Source organism: Nesterenkonia muleiensis, assembly GCF_003600155.1.
GTDB lineage: Bacteria > Actinomycetota > Actinomycetes > Actinomycetales > Micrococcaceae > Nesterenkonia > Nesterenkonia muleiensis.
In genome coordinates, this window is the sequence record NZ_QWLD01000004.1 from 39,429 (window position 1) to 55,331 (window position 15,903).

Annotated in this window: 15 protein-coding genes; 11 read left to right on the plus strand and 4 right to left on the minus strand. The window is 65.4% G+C overall.

Going from position 1 to position 15,903, the window contains the following annotated elements; genetic code table 11:
• The first annotated feature begins 4 nt into the window (after positions 1–4).
• From DVO78_RS02375 to DVO78_RS02405, 7 genes are all read left to right on the plus strand, one after another.
• Entirely contained in the window at positions 5–922 is a 918-nt protein-coding gene (locus tag DVO78_RS02375; RefSeq protein ID WP_202912063.1) for an ABC transporter permease, read from the plus strand.
• Positions 919–1,818 (plus strand): ABC transporter ATP-binding protein, encoded by a 900-nt coding sequence (locus DVO78_RS02380; protein ID WP_120003214.1) that lies wholly within the window; start codon positions 919–921, stop codon positions 1,816–1,818. The genes DVO78_RS02375 and DVO78_RS02380 overlap by 4 nt, the downstream gene beginning before the upstream one ends.
• A complete protein-coding gene (locus DVO78_RS02385; RefSeq protein WP_120003215.1) occupies positions 1,818–2,606 on the plus strand; it encodes an ABC transporter permease in 789 nt (262 codons plus the stop codon). The genes DVO78_RS02380 and DVO78_RS02385 overlap by 1 nt, the downstream gene beginning before the upstream one ends.
• A gap of 48 nt (positions 2,607–2,654) precedes the next feature.
• Entirely contained in the window at positions 2,655–3,818 is a 1,164-nt protein-coding gene (locus DVO78_RS02390; RefSeq protein WP_120003216.1) for an ABC transporter substrate-binding protein, read from the plus strand.
• A gap of 213 nt (positions 3,819–4,031) precedes the next feature.
• Positions 4,032–6,074 carry an amidase gene (locus tag DVO78_RS02395; RefSeq protein WP_120003284.1) on the plus strand — a complete coding sequence of 681 codons (2,043 nt, stop codon included), beginning with the start codon at positions 4,032–4,034 and terminating at the stop codon, positions 6,072–6,074.
• A 79-nt stretch (positions 6,075–6,153) separates the two neighbouring features.
• A complete protein-coding gene (locus DVO78_RS02400; RefSeq protein WP_120003217.1) occupies positions 6,154–7,638 on the plus strand; it encodes a CoA-acylating methylmalonate-semialdehyde dehydrogenase in 1,485 nt (494 codons plus the stop codon).
• Between the two features lie 43 nt (positions 7,639–7,681).
• A complete protein-coding gene (locus DVO78_RS02405; protein WP_120003218.1) occupies positions 7,682–9,073 on the plus strand; it encodes an aspartate aminotransferase family protein in 1,392 nt (463 codons plus the stop codon).
• Positions 9,074–9,081: 8 nt separating this feature from the next.
• On the opposite strand, the gene DVO78_RS02410 is transcribed toward DVO78_RS02405, so the two are convergent.
• The 3 genes from DVO78_RS02410 to DVO78_RS02420 all read right to left on the minus strand — a co-directional run bounded on the left by DVO78_RS02410 (position 9,082) and on the right by DVO78_RS02420 (position 11,775).
• Positions 9,082–10,665: a sensor histidine kinase gene (locus DVO78_RS02410; protein WP_120003219.1), complete on the minus strand. Its 1,584-nt coding sequence runs from the start codon at positions 10,663–10,665 to the stop codon at positions 9,082–9,084.
• Between the two features lie 56 nt (positions 10,666–10,721).
• Positions 10,722–11,462 carry a response regulator transcription factor gene (locus DVO78_RS02415; protein ID WP_120003220.1) on the minus strand — a complete coding sequence of 247 codons (741 nt, stop codon included), beginning with the start codon at positions 11,460–11,462 and terminating at the stop codon, positions 10,722–10,724.
• Positions 11,463–11,544: 82 nt separating this feature from the next.
• The gene (locus DVO78_RS02420) at positions 11,545–11,775 is read right to left on the minus strand and encodes a hypothetical protein (protein ID WP_120003221.1); all 231 of its coding nucleotides are present in this window, start codon (positions 11,773–11,775) and stop codon (positions 11,545–11,547) included.
• Positions 11,776–11,919: 144 nt separating this feature from the next.
• Here DVO78_RS02420 and DVO78_RS02425 point away from each other — a divergent pair, with 144 nt between their 5' ends.
• Positions 11,920–12,303 carry a cold-shock protein gene (locus DVO78_RS02425; RefSeq protein ID WP_120003222.1) on the plus strand — a complete coding sequence of 128 codons (384 nt, stop codon included), beginning with the start codon at positions 11,920–11,922 and terminating at the stop codon, positions 12,301–12,303.
• A gap of 2 nt (positions 12,304–12,305) precedes the next feature.
• Positions 12,306–12,626: a DUF3027 domain-containing protein gene (locus DVO78_RS02430; RefSeq protein ID WP_120003223.1), complete on the plus strand. Its 321-nt coding sequence runs from the start codon at positions 12,306–12,308 to the stop codon at positions 12,624–12,626.
• Here the strand turns inward: DVO78_RS02430 and serC are convergent.
• Positions 12,623–13,747 carry a phosphoserine transaminase gene (gene serC, locus DVO78_RS02435; RefSeq protein WP_120003224.1) on the minus strand — a complete coding sequence of 375 codons (1,125 nt, stop codon included), beginning with the start codon at positions 13,745–13,747 and terminating at the stop codon, positions 12,623–12,625. The genes DVO78_RS02430 and serC overlap by 4 nt on opposite strands.
• A gap of 136 nt (positions 13,748–13,883) precedes the next feature.
• Between serC and DVO78_RS02440 the strand changes: the two genes are divergently transcribed.
• Together DVO78_RS02440 and DVO78_RS02445 are read left to right on the plus strand one after the other, a co-directional pair.
• Positions 13,884–14,609, plus strand: coding sequence for an iron-dependent transcriptional repressor DtxR (locus tag DVO78_RS02440; RefSeq protein ID WP_120003225.1), 726 nt, complete (start codon positions 13,884–13,886; stop codon positions 14,607–14,609).
• 247 nt (positions 14,610–14,856) lie between these two features.
• The gene (locus tag DVO78_RS02445; RefSeq protein ID WP_120003226.1) at positions 14,857–15,732 is read left to right on the plus strand and encodes a C40 family peptidase; all 876 of its coding nucleotides are present in this window, start codon (positions 14,857–14,859) and stop codon (positions 15,730–15,732) included.
• Positions 15,733–15,903 lie beyond the last annotated feature (171 nt).

Here is a 15,903-nt window from a genome sequence, read left to right on the forward strand (position 1 = left end):
CCCTATGACAGCAGCCCCGACCACCGTCAAGCTCAAGGACCGTTCCGGCAGAGCCGGCGCGCTGCGCGTCTGGGTCTGGGGAGCGGCGGGAATACTCGCCCTGATGGTGCTCTGGGAGGTCTACAAATTCCTGGGCCCGGCCGATGGTGTGGTCGTCTTCGGCACCCGCGTGCTGCCGCGCACCTCTGACCTGGCCATGCCGCATCTGTGGGAGATGTTCGCCCGGCTGGCCGAGGCAGAGACCGGAGCGCCCACTGCCGATCCGCTCTGGTACGCGGTGGGTGCGGCCGCACTGTTCAGCCTGGGCATAGCGGCCGCAGGCTGGGTGGTGGGCGTGGTGGTCGGCGTCGCCTTGGCCCTGGTGATGCTGCGCTGGAAGTGGGCCGAATGGGGTCTGCTGCCCTGGATCGTGCTGTCCCAGACGGTGCCGATCATCGCCTTCGCCCCGGTGGTGCGCAACTGGGGCATCCAGCTGGACCCGCCCTTCTTCGCTTGGCAGGACTGGATGTCGGTGGCGCTGATCGCCTCCTGGCTGGCGTTCTTCCCGGTTGCGGTGGGCGTGCTCAAAGGCCTGCAGTCCCCGGAGACTATGCACACCGAACTGATGCGCAGCTATGCGGTGGGCTGGTGGACCACTCTGCTGCGTCTGCGCACCCCCGCCGCGGTACCGTTCATGCTGGCGGCGATGCGGCTTGCGGCGGCCAATGCGGTGATCGGTGCGGTCGTCGCCGAAGTCTCCACCGGGCTTCGCGGCGGGATCGGCCGGATCCTCATCCAGTGGGCCGGCCAGGCCTCCAACGACCCCGCCAAGGCCTGGGGTCCAGTCTTCGGGGCAGTGGCCCTGGGGCTGGTCGCAGCCGGCTCCGTGGCCCTGCTGGGCATGACACTGCGGAAATACCGACGACAGGAGGAGGGCTCATGACTGACCCAACACCGAACGGTGAATCTTCTGCTTCAGGTGCGAAGGCCGCGGAAACGCGGCCGAGAGCCGAGCGGGGTTCCCCCGCCGGCGGGACCAACACTGCCGCGGTGGATGCCGCACACGTGGACAAGGTCTTCGCCACCTCATCAGGGGAGGTCCACGCTCTCTCCGATGTAAGCCTGACGGTTGCCCCCGGGGAATTCGTCTCCCTGATCGGGCCCTCCGGCTGCGGCAAATCCACGCTGATGCGGCTGATCGCTGACTTGGACTCTCCGAGCACCGGTGAGCTCAGCGTCTTCGGCAAGACCCCGGACCGGGCCCGCCGTGACCAGGACTACGGCATCGCCTTCCAGAAGGCTGGGCTGCTGCCATGGCGCACGGTGGCTGACAACGTGGGTCTTCCGCTGCAGCTGCACAAGGCCCCGGCCTCCCAGCGCAAGGCCAGAGTCGCCGAGCTGCTGGAGATGGTGGGCCTCTCCGACTTCTCCGGCCACTACCCTGATCAGCTCTCCGGGGGTATGCAGCAACGAGTGGCCATCGCCCGCGCACTGGCGGAGAAGCCCCGTATGCTCCTGATGGATGAGCCGTTCGGAGCTCTGGACGAGATGACCCGCGAACGCATGCAGACCGAACTGCTGCGCATCTGTGCCGAGACCGGGGCCGCGGTGGTCTTCGTGACCCATTCGATCCCGGAGGCGGTCTACCTCTCCGACCGGGTGGTGGTGATGTCCCCCAGGCCGGGCCGGATCGCCGAGGTCATCGATATGGAGCTCGCCGACTCCTCCCAGCGCAGCGACGCGCTGCGTGAGGACAGCAGCTACTTCGACATGATCACTGCCGTGCGCGAATCTCTGCACGGCGGCAGCTCCGCCTCTCGGGGAGTGGAGACCCGCTGATGAGCGCAGAAACGCTGAGCCCCCGGCAGAGGACCATTGGGCGGGTGGGCGCGCCGGTCCTGGTCGGTGTGCTCGGGCTGCTGCTGTGGCAGCTGATGGTCGGCGTCTTCGGTGTCTCCAGCTATCTGCTGCCGGCGCCCACGGCCATCTTCGCTGAGGCGAACCGGGCCTCAGCACATATCTGGAACGGTGCGCTGATCACCGGCTGGAACGCTCTTGCGGGCCTGATCGTGGGCACTCTCCTGGGTGTGGTCTTCGCCGCCTGCGCGGCAGCGTCGAAATCGGTCAATGCGATGGTCAACCCCCTGGTCGCCGCGCTGGCGGTGATCCCCATCGTGGCGCTGGCCCCGATCCTGAACACCATGTTCGGCTCCACCCAGTTCCCCCGGCAGGCCATCGCCGGCCTGGCCAGCTTCGTTCCGGTCTTCGTCTCCACGCTGCGCGGGCTGCGGCAGGTCGACCCGGAGCTGCGCGACCTCATGCACACCTACGCGGTGTCCCCGGTGCAGACCTTCTTCACTGTGACCCTGCCCACCGCGGTGCCCTACGTCTTCACCGGCGTCAGGCTGGCCTCCTCGCTGGCGGTGATCTCTGCGCTGGTGGCCGAGTACTTCGGCGGGCCTCGCGGCGGACTGGGCGGCATTATCTCCACCGCCGCGGCGTCGAGCCAGTACCCGCGCGCCTGGGCCTATGTGCTGGCCTCCATCGCCGTGGGCCTGGTGTTCTATCTGACCACCATGCTGCTGGAATGGCTGGCCAACCGCTCCCGCTCAACGGCCTCCGGCTGAGAGACCATACAACCCAACCGCAGCACCGATGAGAAAGAAGGAAGAATCATGAAGCACTCGACAAAGCGGCATCCCACCCGCAGCGTGGCCCTGAGCACCCTTGCCGCAGGTGCGCTTGCGCTGACAGCGTGCGGAGGCGACAACGGAGATGATGGGGCCGGAGGTGACGACGGCGAGCTGCAGCAGATCAGCCTGCAGCTGCAGTGGCTGCCCCAGGGACAGTTCGCCGGCTACTTCGCCGCCGCCGAGCAGGGCTTCTTCGAGGAGGAGGGCCTGGAGGTGGAGATCATCGAATCCGGCGGTGACATCGTCCCCCAGGACGCGCTGGCCAACGGTGAGGTGGACTACGCCATCGCCTGGGTTCCCAAAGTCCTGGAGACCATGGAGGCCACCGGCGCTGAACTGGTGAACATCGCCCAGGTCTTCCAGCGCTCGGGAACCCTGCAGGTGGCCTGGGCAGACGATGACATCGAAGGTGTCGATGACTTCGAGGGTCAGCGGATCGGATCCTGGGGCTTCGGGAATGAGTGGGAGATCTTCGCCGCCATGGCCGAGTACGGCCTGGACTCCTCGACGGTGGACATCATCACCCAGGACTTCAACATGAACGCCTTCCTGGAAGGCGATATTGACGCCGCCCAGGCTATGACCTACAACGAGTACGCCCAGCTGCTGCAGGCGGAGAACCCGGACACCGGTGAGCTCTACACCGAAGATGACTTCACCGTCATCGAATACGAGGAGACCGGCGGTGCCATGCTGCAGGATGCCATCTGGGCAGACGGTGAGCGGCTGGCCGAGGATGCTGACTACGAGGAGACCACCGTGGCCTTCCTGCGTGCGGTGGCCCGCGGCTGGGCCTGGGCCGCTGAGAACCCCGAGGAGGCGGCAGAGACCGTCCTCGACGCCGGCTCCGGCTGGGACTTCGACCATGAGCTGTGGATGGTCAACGAGACCAACCGGCTCATCTGGCCCGCCCCGGACGGTTTCGCAATGATCGATGAAGCAGCATGGGGAGACACGGTGGCTGCCGCGCTGGAGGCGGTCAACGAGCAGGGCGATTCACCGATTACCGAGGAACCCAGCGATGAGGCCTGGTCCAATGAGTACATTGAAGCCGCGCTCGCCGACTTGGAGGATGAGGACCTGGATCTGACCGGCGAGAGCTGGGCGCCGATCGAGGTTTCCTTCGAGAGCGACGGCGGCTCCTAGCGATGGCGGGTGCCGGGATCGGTGGCCGGGGCCGGGTTCGCTTGATGGCCCGGTGCTAGTCACCTCCCCCGCCACCACTTCTGCCTGCCGCATCCGACGCCTGTTGTCCTATCACACGACTATGAGTGTATGAAGGCGCAACAGCTGTATGACGGTGCGGAACAGAAGGAGGCAGAGCTCATTCGCCTACGCCCATGATCAGTATTGGAGGATATGAAGCACTACGACGTCGTCGAGATGAGCATCGCCGAGATGCTCGCCGCGCTGGACTCCGGGGAGGTGACCAGCACGGATCTGGTCTGTGCCTACCTGAACCGGATCGGCTACTACGACCGCACCGGATGGTGTCTGAACGCGGTGCCGATCATCAACCCTGGTTGTCTGGCTGAGGCCGAGGAGTCGGATGCGCGACGCCGCCGGGGTGAGCCGGTGCGCCCGCTGGAGGGTGTTCCGTTCACGGTTAAAGACAGCTACATGGTCGAGGGTCTGACCGTGGCGTCGGGATCGGTGGCGCTGAAAGATCTGATAGCCGGTCACGACGCCGCCACGGTCCAGCTGCTGCGCAATGCCGGTGCGGTGCTCATCGGCAAGACCAACATGCCGCCGATGGCTGCCGGCGGCATCCAGCCCGGTGTGTACGACTACGCCCGCAGCCCCTATCGCCCGGACTACCTCACCGCAGCCTACGGCTCCGGGTCCTCGAGCGGGTCAGGCACCGGCACCACCGCCAGCTTCAGCGCCTTCGGGATGGGGGAGGAGACCGTCTCCTCGGGCCGCTCGCCGGCGTCGAACAACTCACTGGTGGCCTATACGCCCTCCCGCGGACTCATCTCCATCCGGGGAAACTGGCCGCTGCGGCCCAGCTGCGACGTCGTCGTACCCCACACCCGGACGGTGGAGGACCTGCTGCATCTGCTGGATGTGCTGGTGGTGGAGGATCCGGAGACCGAGGGGGACTTCTGGCGCCAGCAGAATGCGGTCACGCTGCCGGCTCCAGCCTCGGTGCGGCCGGAGACGTTTCTCAGGGAGCGGCCGCGCCGGCTCGAGGGTGTCCGCCTGGGGGTGCCGAAGATGTATGTGGGCGAGGATCCGCACGCAGCCGTGCCTCCGGTGTGCCGGGAGACGGTCGCGATGCTGTGGGCCGCCGCCGAACGTCAGTTCGAAGCACTCGGCGCTGAGATTCTCCACGTGGACTTCCCGGTGGTCTCCCACTATGAGGAGGACCGGCCGGAGGCGGAGTCATTGGTGGAGCGGGGGATGATGCCCGCCAACTGGCGAACTCTGGAGTCCGGGGCGGTGGCAGCCTTTGTCCTGGATCAGTTCCTGCGGCTCAACGGTGATCCGAACCTCAGCAGCTGGGCAGACATCGACGGTGATGCGGTCTTCCCCGCCGAGGACGCACCGGTCCATGTATGGGTGGAGCGTGCCCGCGGCGGCTTCGACTGGCAGCGTATGGCGGAGTACGTCAAGGTCGGGCTGCCGGAGAGCCTTGACGAGTTCGACGGCCTGGACCGGCTGCTCACCGGATTGGAGGAGGCCCGTACCCGGGACTTCGAGGACTGGATGGCCGATCAGGGCCTGGACGCAGTGATCTTCCCGGCGGCAGGGGATGTGGGGCGCGATGACCTGTTCAGCCGGCCGGAGTCGATGGCTGAGGCCACCCGCAACGGTGTGGTCTACTCCAACGGAAACCGGGTGATCCGGCACCTGGGCATCCCCACGGTGACGGTGCCGATGGGCACGATGGCCGACCTGCAGATGCCGGTGGGGCTGACCATCGCCGGGGCCGCCTATGCTGATGACCGCCTGCTGGACTACGCCTGGGCCTATGAGCAGGCCGCTGCGGCCCGGGTGGCCCCGTATCTGACGCCCACCCTTCCCAGCAACCGGATTCCGGCTGAGGTCACCGGCCGAGCTGAGGCTGCTGCTGAAAGCAGCGGCTCTGCGGGTTTCACGCTGAGCTGCGAAGTGTCCGCGGAGGTCTCCGAGACCCATTGGATCATCACGGCCACCGTTGAGACCTCTGTGGCGGAGGCGGAGGTCCAGGCCTGGGCAGACGGTCATATCCTGCTGCCGGTCAAGGGCCGGTCCGGGGCCTTCTCCGGGAAAGTCTCCACCTCGCGCAAGCGGCTGGATGACCAGATCATGGTGCTGGTCAAGGCTGTTGTCGGCGGACGCTCCGCTGCTGTGCTGAGGTTCATCCCCCTGCCGCAGCCGCGGCAGTCCAGGAGCGCACCGTCCCCGAGAGCTGCTTGACACTGTGTAAAAAAACTGATCTGGCAAGTCGACACTCTGCTACTGCGCCCACCGGCGTCTCAGAGGTGATCATTGAACTATGGCTACAACATCCCATCTGATCAACGGTCGCAACGTCTTCCCCTCCGGTGTCCGGACCACCGAGGTCGAGAATCCCGCAAACGGCGAGGTGGTCGCCGAGATCCCGCTGGCCTCCCCCGCCGAGGTGGACCAGGCCGTCGCCGCAGCGAAGGATGCCTTCCAGTCCTGGCGGAGCACCTCGCTGTCCCGCAGGGTCCAGATCCTCTTCCGCTACCGAGAACTGCTCAACGCCCGGAAGGACGAGCTGGCTGCCATCATTTCCCGGGAGCACGGCAAAGTGCACTCCGATGCCCTGGGCGAGGTGACTCGCGGACTCGAGGTGGTCGAATTCGCCTGCGGAATCCCGCATCTGCTGAAGGGTTCGTTCACTCAGAACGCCTCCACCAGTGTTGACGTCCACTCCGCCCGGCATCCGTTGGGCCCGGTGGCGGTGATTACTCCTTTCAACTTCCCGGCCATGGTGCCGATGTGGTTCACCCCGATCGCGGTGGCCACCGGCAATACCGTGGTCATCAAACCCAGTGAGAAGGACCCCAGTGCGGTGAACTGGCAGGTTGAGCTGTGGAAGGAAGCTGGACTGCCTGACGGTGTGGTCAACGTCCTGCACGGTGACAAAGTGGCCGTCGACGGGCTGCTGAACCATCCCGACATCCAGTCGGTCTCCTTTGTGGGCTCCACTCCGGTGGCCAAGTACGTCTATGAGACCGGCACGGCTGCCGGCAAGCGCGTCCAGGCCCTGGGCGGGGCCAAGAACCACATGGTGGTGCTGCCCGATGCCAACCTGGACCGGGCGGCTGACAGTGCCGTCTCCGCCGGATATGGCTCCGCCGGCGAGCGCTGCATGGCCATCTCAGTCACCGTGGCTGTCGGTGACATCGCCGATGAACTGGTCGAGAAGATCGCCGAGCGCACCCGCGGACTGAGCCTCAAGGGCGAGGATCCGGATATGGGTCCGCTGATCTCGAAGGCGCACCGTGACAAGGTGCGCGGTTACGTTGACGGTGCTGAGGCCGAAGGGGCCTCCTTGGTGGTGGACGGGCGCACCTGGGAAGAGTCTGATCAGCCCGGGGCTGCTTTCCTGGGGCCGACACTGCTGGACAACGTCACTCCCGAGATGAAGGCCTACCAGGAGGAGATCTTCGGCCCGGTGCTCTGTGTGGTGCGCGTAGAGACCTACCAGGAGGCGCTGGAGCTGATCAATGCCAACCCCTACGGCAACGGCACCGCCATCTTCACCCGCGACGGTGCTGCCGCCCGGCGCTTCGAAATGGATGTCCAGGTGGGTATGATCGGGGTCAACGTGCCGATCCCGGTGCCGATGGCCTATTACTCATTCGGCGGTTGGAAGAACTCCCTGTTCGGCGACAGCCACGCCCACGGCACCGAAGGTGTGCACTTCTTCACCCGGGGCAAGGCCGTCACCACCCGGTGGGGCGACCCGGCAGAGGGCGGACTGGAGCTCGGCTTCCCCCAGAACGACTGACCCGGGTGCCACGAACAGCTCAACGACGAGGAAACGAGTAATCATGATTGAGACTGCACACCGCCTTGCGGTCGCAGACCCCCAGATCTCCCCAGAACAGATCGAGGCGGGACGCCGGGCCTATGAGCTGGACCGCAAGCACGTCTTCCATTCCTGGAGCGCGCAGCAGGCGCTCGACCCGATGACGGTTCTGGACGCCGAAGGCTCCTGGATCTGGGACGGGGAGGGCAAGAAGCTGCTGGACTTCACCTCACAGCTGATCTTCACCAATATCGGGCATAAGCACCCCAAGGTGGTCGCTGCCATCAAGCGGCAGGCGGAGACGCTGTGCACCGTTGCACCGCAGCACGCCAATGAGGCTCGCTCGGAGGCCGCACGGCTGATCACGGGGATGCTCCCTGCTGACATCAACCACGTGTTCTTCACCAATGGCGGTGCTGATGCCAATGAGCACGCGGTGCGCATGGCCCGGCTGCACACCGGACGGCGCAAAGTGCTCTCGGCCTACCGCTCCTACCACGGCGGAACCCAGCTGGCGATCAATCTGACCGGAGACCCCAGGCGGCTTCCCTCGGACCAGGCCAGTGACGGCGTGGTCCACTTCCTGCCGGCCTACACCTACCAGTCCTATTTCGGTTCGGCGGATGAGAAGCAGGAATCCGAGCGCGCGCTGAACCATCTGCGCGATGTAGTGCTGCTGGAGGGCCGGGACAAGGTGGCCGCCATTGTCCTGGAGGCGATTCCAGGCACCGCCGGGATCTACCTGCCGCCCCCGGGCTATCTCCAGGGTGTACGGGAGCTCTGTGATGAGCACGGCATCGTGCTGATCATGGATGAGGTGATGGCCGGCTTCGGCCGGGCGGGACGGTGGTTCGCCCATCAGCACTACGGCATCGAGCCCGATATCGTGACCTTCGCCAAGGGGGTGAACTCCGGCTATGTCCCGATGGGCGGGGTTGCGATGGATGATGCCATCTACTCCACTTTCGCCGAAACGGCCTACCCGGGTGGCCTGACCTACTCGGGGCACCCGTTGGCGGCCGCCGCGGCGGTGGCGACCATCGGGGCGATGCGGGAAGAGTCCATGGTGGAGCATGCCCAGCGCCTGGGCGATGAGGTCATCGGCCCGCGTCTGGAGGATCTGAAGGACAACCACCGGTCAGTGGGCGACGTCCGTGGAGTCGGCGTGTTCTGGGCCATTGAGCTGGTCCAGAACCGTGAGACCCGGGAACCGCTGGCCCCCTACGGGCAGACCGCACCGGTGATGAACCAGATAGTCGCTGAGTGCAAGCAGCACGGCGTCCTGCCGTTCCTCAACATGAACCGGATCCATATCTGTCCGCCGCTGAACATCTCTGAGGAGGATCTGCTCTTCGGGATCGATGTAATCGACCAGGCGCTGAGCCTGGCGGACGGGGTCATCGCCGGAGACTGACCCCGCTCTCAGTCATCGCGCGCGCCCCGTGCCGCCGCGCGGAACTGCTCGATCTCCTCCTCGGTGAGGTCCACCTCGTGCTCATCATCGGGGCAGGGGTTCTGATCGGTCGGCAGCCGCAGCGTCATCGTCGCTCCGCCGCCGCGGGTCTCTGAATGCCGCACGCTGCCGCCGTGCTGTGCGGCGATCGCTGCGCAGATTGCCAGGCCCAGGCCGGTCCCGCCGGTCTCCCGCTGCCTGGAGTTGTCGGCCCGGTAGAAGCGTTGGAAGATCTTCTGGACATCCTCGGGCTCGATGCCCTCTCCGTGGTCGCGGACCTCCAGCACCGATTCACCGGTGCCGCTATCGGAATCCTCCGCGCCGACTGCCAGTTCAATGGGCGTGCCCTCGGGGGTGTACCGCAGGGCATTGGTCACCAGATTCGTCACAATCTGCCGGATCCTGCCCTCATCACCGATGACCGGCGCCGGCGAGGGGCTCGCGCCGTTGAGCCCGATGACCCTCACCTCCCGGTCCGGAGCGTTGACCGTCAAGTCCATGACTGCTTCATGGGCGATGATGTTCAGGTCCAGGGGCTTGCGCTCCAGGGCGCGCTGCTCATCCAGTCTGGCCAGGGTGAGCATATCGTCGACCAGGTGCCCCAACCGGGTGGCCTCCGACTCGATCCTGCCCATGGCGGCGCCCACCGCCTCAGGATTGTCATTGAGGCCGCCCTGCCGGTAGAGCTCGGAGAAGCCGCGGATGGTGACCAAGGGAGTGCGGAGCTCATGCGAGGCGTCTTGGATGAACCGGCGCATCTTCTCCTCGGAGGCCTCCTTCTGGGCGAAGGCCCGTTCAATATGCTCAAGCATGATGTTCAGCGCTGCGGCCAGGTGCCCGATCTCCGTCTCCGGCGGTGCAGTGGTCCGCACGCGCTGGGAGAAGTCACCTTCGGCAATCGCGGCTGCGGTCTTCTCCACCCGCAGCAGGGGCCTGAATGCCCTGGTGGTCAATGAGTAGGCGATGATCGATGCCCCCAGGGTGGCCAGCAGTCCGATGGTGGCCACCAGGAAGCTGGCTCGTTCCACGGAGGTCTCCAGACTCTCCAGCGGAAGGGCGATGACGACCGTCTCTTCTTGGTGCATCAGCGGGTGCGCCTGCACGCGGAAGCCTCGGGAACCCTCCTGGGTGCCTTCGGCGTTGAATGACTCATGGCCCAGATCTGCGGCCTGCTGCGGACTCAGCTGAGGGATCTGCGGCAGATCGGCAGTCTCGCTGCTGGTGGGGCGCAGGGACATCCCGGGGATCGGCTGCCCCTCCTCATCCAGCATCCAGCCGTAGAACCGGAAGATCGACCGGTGCTCGGACCACGAGGGGCCGGATTCGGGTTCCTCCGCGCTCTCCAAGAGGTCGTAGAAATAGTCTGACAGTGCCTGGGCGTTGCTGCTGAGGTCATCATCCATATTCCGCAGCAGCTCCTGCCGGTACAGCGAGGCGGAGGCGAAAGTGGTCACCAGCAGCGTCAACAGCAGCAGCCCGGAGGTCAGGGTGACCAGCTGCGTGCGCAGGGAGTTGCCTCGCCACGCCCGGGCGATCGCAGAGAACAGACGCATGAGGTGAATTCTATGCTGTGACCCTTATCGGGGCACCGGCCACCGAAGGATGTCTCTCAGGCGGAGGCGGCGGCTCCCTGTGTGCGCTGCCTCCGCTCCCAGGTCTGCAGCACGTACCCCACCCCGCGCTTGGTCTGGATTGCGGGGGCGCCCTCCGCACCGGAATCGATCTTCCGGCGCAGATAGGAGATATAAGACTCCACGATCGAGGCGTCGCCGTTGAAGTTGTACTCCCAGACATGGTCGAGAATCTGCTGTTTGGACAGTACCCGGTTGGGGTTCATCATCAGGTAGCGCAGCAGCTTGAACTCGGTCGGGGATAGTTCAACGACCTCGCCGTCGCGGCGGACCTCATGGGCATCGTCGTCCAACTCGAGGGTGTCGATGGTGATCACCGCATCCTCATCCTCGTAGGGGGCGGTCCGGCGCAGTACGGCTTTGATCCGGGCCACCACCTCATCCAACGAGAAGGGCTTGGTGACGTAGTCATCCCCGCCCACCGTCAGGCCGGTGATCTTGTCATCGGTGTCATCGCGGGCGGTGAGGAACAGCACGGGGAAGTGTTTGCCAGAGGCGCGCAGCCGCCGGGTGACGGTGAAGCCGTCCATATCGGGCAGCATCACGTCCATCACTGCTAGGTCGGGCTGGAACTCCTCTGCAGTGTCCAGGGCCTCGCGCCCATTGGCTGCCGCGGCCACGTCAAAGCCGGCAAAACGCAGGCTGGTGGCGAGCAGTTCACGGATGTTGGGCTCGTCATCAACGACGAGCAGCTTGGCTTCTGGGGTCTTATCAGTCACATGTGCCAGTGTCCCTTCGGTTCCTGGAAAGTCACTGTAAGGACGCTGTAGATTGGGTTGGTGCAGCTGGTGGAACGTGAAGCTAGCTCATCGGCTGGCGCCGTCGTCCCAGGCTCAGCAGAAGGTGCAGGCACATCAGGGCGAAGCCCGCAGGGAAGCCCCAGAGAGTAGCCCAGTACAGGCTCTGATGGGGGATGATGTCGGCGAAGTAGAGGCCCAGGATGACCAGCAGGGCGATAAAGCTGACGGCAGTGATCACCACACCGAGAATCAATGATGCTCGGGCGGCAGGACCGGTGGTGGAAACGGGCATGGTCAGATTCTAGCGCTGTTGGTTTCGCGCTGGCGCACACGCTCTTCTCCATCGCCCCGCCGGGCATGCTGGGGCTGGCCATCACCCCTGAAGTCTGTGATTTCGCGGTACCCTGGTATCTGCTCAGAAGGAGGTAAAACAGACGTGCCCACTGGAAAAGTGAAGTGGTTCGACGCCGACAAGGGCTTCGGGTTTGTGGCCGGCGATGACGGCCAGGAGGTGTATCTGCACTCCTCGGCGCTGCCCTCCAGCGTCGATGCGCTGAAATCTGGCACCCGCCTGGAGTACGGCATTGCCGATGGCCGGCGCGGAAAGCAGGCGCTGAGCGTCAGAGTCATCAACGCGGCACCTTCGGTGGCGCGGGCCAACCGAAAACCGGCCGAAGAGATGGGCGAGCTGGTCCAGGACTTGGTGACGTTGTTGGACAACACCACCGGGCAGCTGCGCAAAGGGCATTACCCCAAGCCTGAGCAGTCCAAGAAGATCGCTGCACTGATGCGCCGTGTGGCCGAGGACTTCGACGCCTGATCATGCCTGCCTATAAGAAGGACTCAGTACTGGCCGAAGCGGTCGACGCCGCCCGCACCGCCCTCGACGAGATCGCCCCCGCAGATCAGATTGGCGAGCACCTGGGCATCACCGCCGACGGCGACCGTCTGCTGACCCACAGATTCTTCGCGCACCGCTCCGGGTACCGCGGCTGGGAGTGGTTCGTCACCCTGGCGCGCGCCCCGCGCAGCAAGAAGGTGACCGTCTGCGAAGTCGGTATGCTCCCCGGGGCGGAGGCCCTCCTGGCCCCGCAATGGGTGCCGTGGTCTGAGCGGATTGCTCAGGACGAGCAGAAGGACTAGCTGGAGGCCTCGAGGACGAAGTCGATGCACCTCAGCAGTGCACTGACATCATCCGGCTCTGTGGCCACGAAGGTGGCGATCCGCAGTTGATTGCGCCCCAGCTTCCGGTAGGGCTCCACATCGACGATCTCATTGACCCGCAGGGCCGTGGCCACTGCCGCGGCGTCGACGGAGGCATCGAAGTCCACGGTGACGATCACATCCGAGCGGTCCTCCGGCTTGGCCACAAAAGGTGTGGCCACCGGGTGATCCAGCGCCCACCGGTACACCCGCCCTGCGGAGTCGGCGGTGCGGGCTGAGGCGAAGCCCAAGCCCCCTGAGCTGTTGATCCACCTGATCTGCTCCTCCAGGGTCACCAGTGTGGCCAGAGCAGGCGTGTTGTAGGTCTGGTTCTTCCGAGAGTTCTCGATCGCTGTGGTCAGGCTCAGAAAGTCCGGGATCCACCGTTGGCCTGCCAGCTTCTCAGCGCGTGCCAACGCCGCCGGAGACATGATCGCCACCCACAGGCCACCGTCGGAGGCGAAGTTCTTCTGCGGCGCGAAGTAGTACACGTCAGTCTCAGCGATATCCACTGCCAGGCCGCCGGCGGCAGAGGTGGCGTCGATGACGGTCAGGGCGGCGTCATCGGCTCCCTCCACCCGGTGGACAGGTGCGGCCACACCGGTGGAGGTCTCATTCTGCGGCCACGCGTAGACGTCGACGCCCGTCTCAGCACTCGGCAGCGGGCGGGTTCCCGGCTCGGCGGTGAGGATCGAGCTGCGTTCTAGGAAGGGAGCTGCGTCAGTGGCTTTGGCGAACTTTGACCCGAACTCCCCGAAGGAGAGATGCTGGGCTCTGGTCTCGACGAGGCAGAAGCTGGCAATGTCCCAGAACGCGGTGGAGCCGCCGACGCCGAGGATCACCTCATAGCCCTCCGGCAGGCTGAACAGCTCACCCAGGCCTTCCCTGATGTCGCCCACCAGGTTCTTCACCGGAGCCTGGCGGTGGGAGGTGCCCAGCAGTCGGCGGCCGGCATCGTTGACTGCGCGCACCTGTTCGGGGCGAACCCGGGACGGGCCTGCGCCGAACCGGCCGTCCTGGGGCAGCAGCTCGGCGGGGATAGTGATGGTCTCAGGGCTCACGAGCGCTCCTCAGCTGGTGGTCGGTACGCATGTGCGCACCTCATATAAGGAATCATGTGGTGGAAACAGGCTGCGCGGATATGCTTGATTGAACACACCGCCCAGCGGTGAATACAGTACCAAGGAGCCCCTGACGTTGACTGATCTCATTGACACCACCGAGATGTATCTGCGGACGATCCTCGACCTCGAGGAGGAGGGAATCGTGCCGCTCAGGGCCAGGATTGCCGAACGGCTGGAGCATTCAGGCCCCACTGTCTCCCAGACGGTGGCGCGCATGGAGCGTGATGGCCTGCTCCGGCTGACCGAATCCCGGCAGCTGGAGCTCACCGGGTCAGGCAGGGAGTTGGCGGTGCAGGTCATGCGCAAGCATCGGCTGGCTGAGCGGCTGCTCTCTGATGTGATCGGCCTGGAGTGGCCCTACATCCACGAAGAGGCATGCCGCTGGGAACATGTGATGAGCGAGCGTGTGGAACGCCGCCTGGTGGAGATTCTGGATGATCCGGTGGAGTCTCCCTACGGCAACCCCATCCCGGGCTTGGAGCAGCTCGGGGTCAAGACCAGCGCCTATCCCGCATTGCTGGCGCGGACCACGCTGCGCCAGGCCGCTGAGGAGTATCAGGACGGCACAGGCGCCCGCTGGTGGACCGTCCAGCGCCTGGCCGAATCCATCCAAGTGGAGCCCGAAGTGCTCGATCAGCTTCGCGACGTCGGACTGTGCCCCGGGGCTGCGGTAGAGGTCTCGGGCCTGAGCGAGGCCTATGCGCTGCTGATGGTCGACGATGAGCAGGGGCGGCTTGAGGTGGAGCTGCCCCTGGAGGTCGCCCAGCATATCTTCGTCAAGCAGACCTCAGCGGGATAGCCCACAGCGCGGTGTCTCAGGTGTGGCACTGTGATGATTTCGTGACACACGAGGCGTGCTGGTCGCCGGTGACGACGCTCACCGTGACCTTAGCGTGACATTTATATCAATCTGTTATAAAGTCGTTCGCGTGCTCGGGGCAGACGTCCGAGATGCCTCGAAAACTCCCGGCTGGCGCCAACCCTGCAAGCTGGCCGGAAGTAAGTTCGCAAAACTACCGCACTCTGCAGGGAAAGGTTTTATACACGTGACAGACAACAACACCTTCGTCTCGCGCCGTGAGCGCCGCGCCCACAAGGGCAGCAACGCCGGTGCAGCCGGCCGCACCACAGCAGCTGTACTGGCCTCGGCCGGTCTGGTGATCGGCACCGGCGTGGCGGCGAATGCGACCGACGCCTCCACCGAGGGCCGCGCCGCCAGCACCGTTGAGGTTTCCGCGGCTTCGTTGACCGTTGAGCGTGCCAGTGTCCAGACGGCTTCTGTGGTGAGCGCGCCCGCTGAGGTCTCGCTGAGCTTCGAGCGCCCGTCCTTCTCTTCGCAGTCCGCCTCGGAGCCCGAGCCGCAGCCTGAGCCTGAGACACAGGCAGAGCCCGCCTCCTCCCAGGAGGATGCGAGCGAGCAGCAGAGCCAGTCAGAGCCGGCACAGCAGCAGGCCGCCTCGCCGCAGGGCGAGCAGGCCGAGGAGTCCCAGCAGCAGAGCTCCGGATCGACCAGCGAATCCTCCCAGGAGTCCAGCAGTTCAGAGTCCAGCTCCTCCGAGGAGTCAGCGCCGGCCTCAGGCGGCCGCGGCTCAGTGGTCTCCGCCGCATACTCCACCCTCGGGACGCCCCACGTGATGGGCGGCACCACACCTGGTTCCGGCATCGACTGCTCCGGCATGATCCAGTACGCCTACGCACAGGCCGGAATCAGCGTGCCCCGCACCACCCACGCCATGGCGAGCCTGCCCCGGGTCTCGAGCCCGCAGCCCGGTGACATCGTGCTCTCCAACGGAAACTCCCACGGCGGCATCTACATCGGCAACGGCCAGGTCATCTCCACGACCGCCAGCCAGGGTGTCCGAGTCCACGGGCTCCACGACGGGTGGCACAACGTCACCAGCTACCACCGTCCGGGCGGCTGATCACCAGAGAATCATCTCCACTCTGTGGGGTGCGGCTCTTCAGTGGAGCTGCGCCCCACAGGTGTTTAAACACTGTGCTCAGAGGAGTTTTCCCAGTGTGCGCCCAGCCCTCGCAGGGCGCCGATCGCGGTACTCGTGATCTAAACGTGACATTGAGACTGTTCTGTTATA

Excerpts from the sequence above, each read along its gene's own strand:
- DVO78_RS02375 (WP_202912063.1), top strand. The coding sequence starts at position 5 with ATGACAGCAGCCCCGACCACCGTCAAGCTCAAGGACCGTTCCGGCAGA.
- DVO78_RS02380 (WP_120003214.1), top strand. The coding sequence starts at position 919 with ATGACTGACCCAACACCGAACGGTGAATCTTCTGCTTCAGGTGCGAAG.
- DVO78_RS02385 (WP_120003215.1), top strand. The coding sequence starts at position 1,818 with ATGAGCGCAGAAACGCTGAGCCCCCGGCAGAGGACCATTGGGCGGGTG.
- DVO78_RS02390 (WP_120003216.1), top strand. The coding sequence starts at position 2,655 with ATGAAGCACTCGACAAAGCGGCATCCCACCCGCAGCGTGGCCCTGAGC.
- DVO78_RS02395 (WP_120003284.1), top strand. The coding sequence starts at position 4,032 with ATGAAGCACTACGACGTCGTCGAGATGAGCATCGCCGAGATGCTCGCC.
- DVO78_RS02400 (WP_120003217.1), top strand. The coding sequence starts at position 6,154 with ATGGCTACAACATCCCATCTGATCAACGGTCGCAACGTCTTCCCCTCC.
- DVO78_RS02405 (WP_120003218.1), top strand. The coding sequence starts at position 7,682 with ATGATTGAGACTGCACACCGCCTTGCGGTCGCAGACCCCCAGATCTCC.
- DVO78_RS02410 (WP_120003219.1), bottom strand. The coding sequence starts at position 10,665 with ATGCGTCTGTTCTCTGCGATCGCCCGGGCGTGGCGAGGCAACTCCCTG.
- DVO78_RS02420 (WP_120003221.1), bottom strand. The coding sequence starts at position 11,775 with ATGCCCGTTTCCACCACCGGTCCTGCCGCCCGAGCATCATTGATTCTC.
- DVO78_RS02430 (WP_120003223.1), top strand. The coding sequence starts at position 12,306 with ATGCCTGCCTATAAGAAGGACTCAGTACTGGCCGAAGCGGTCGACGCC.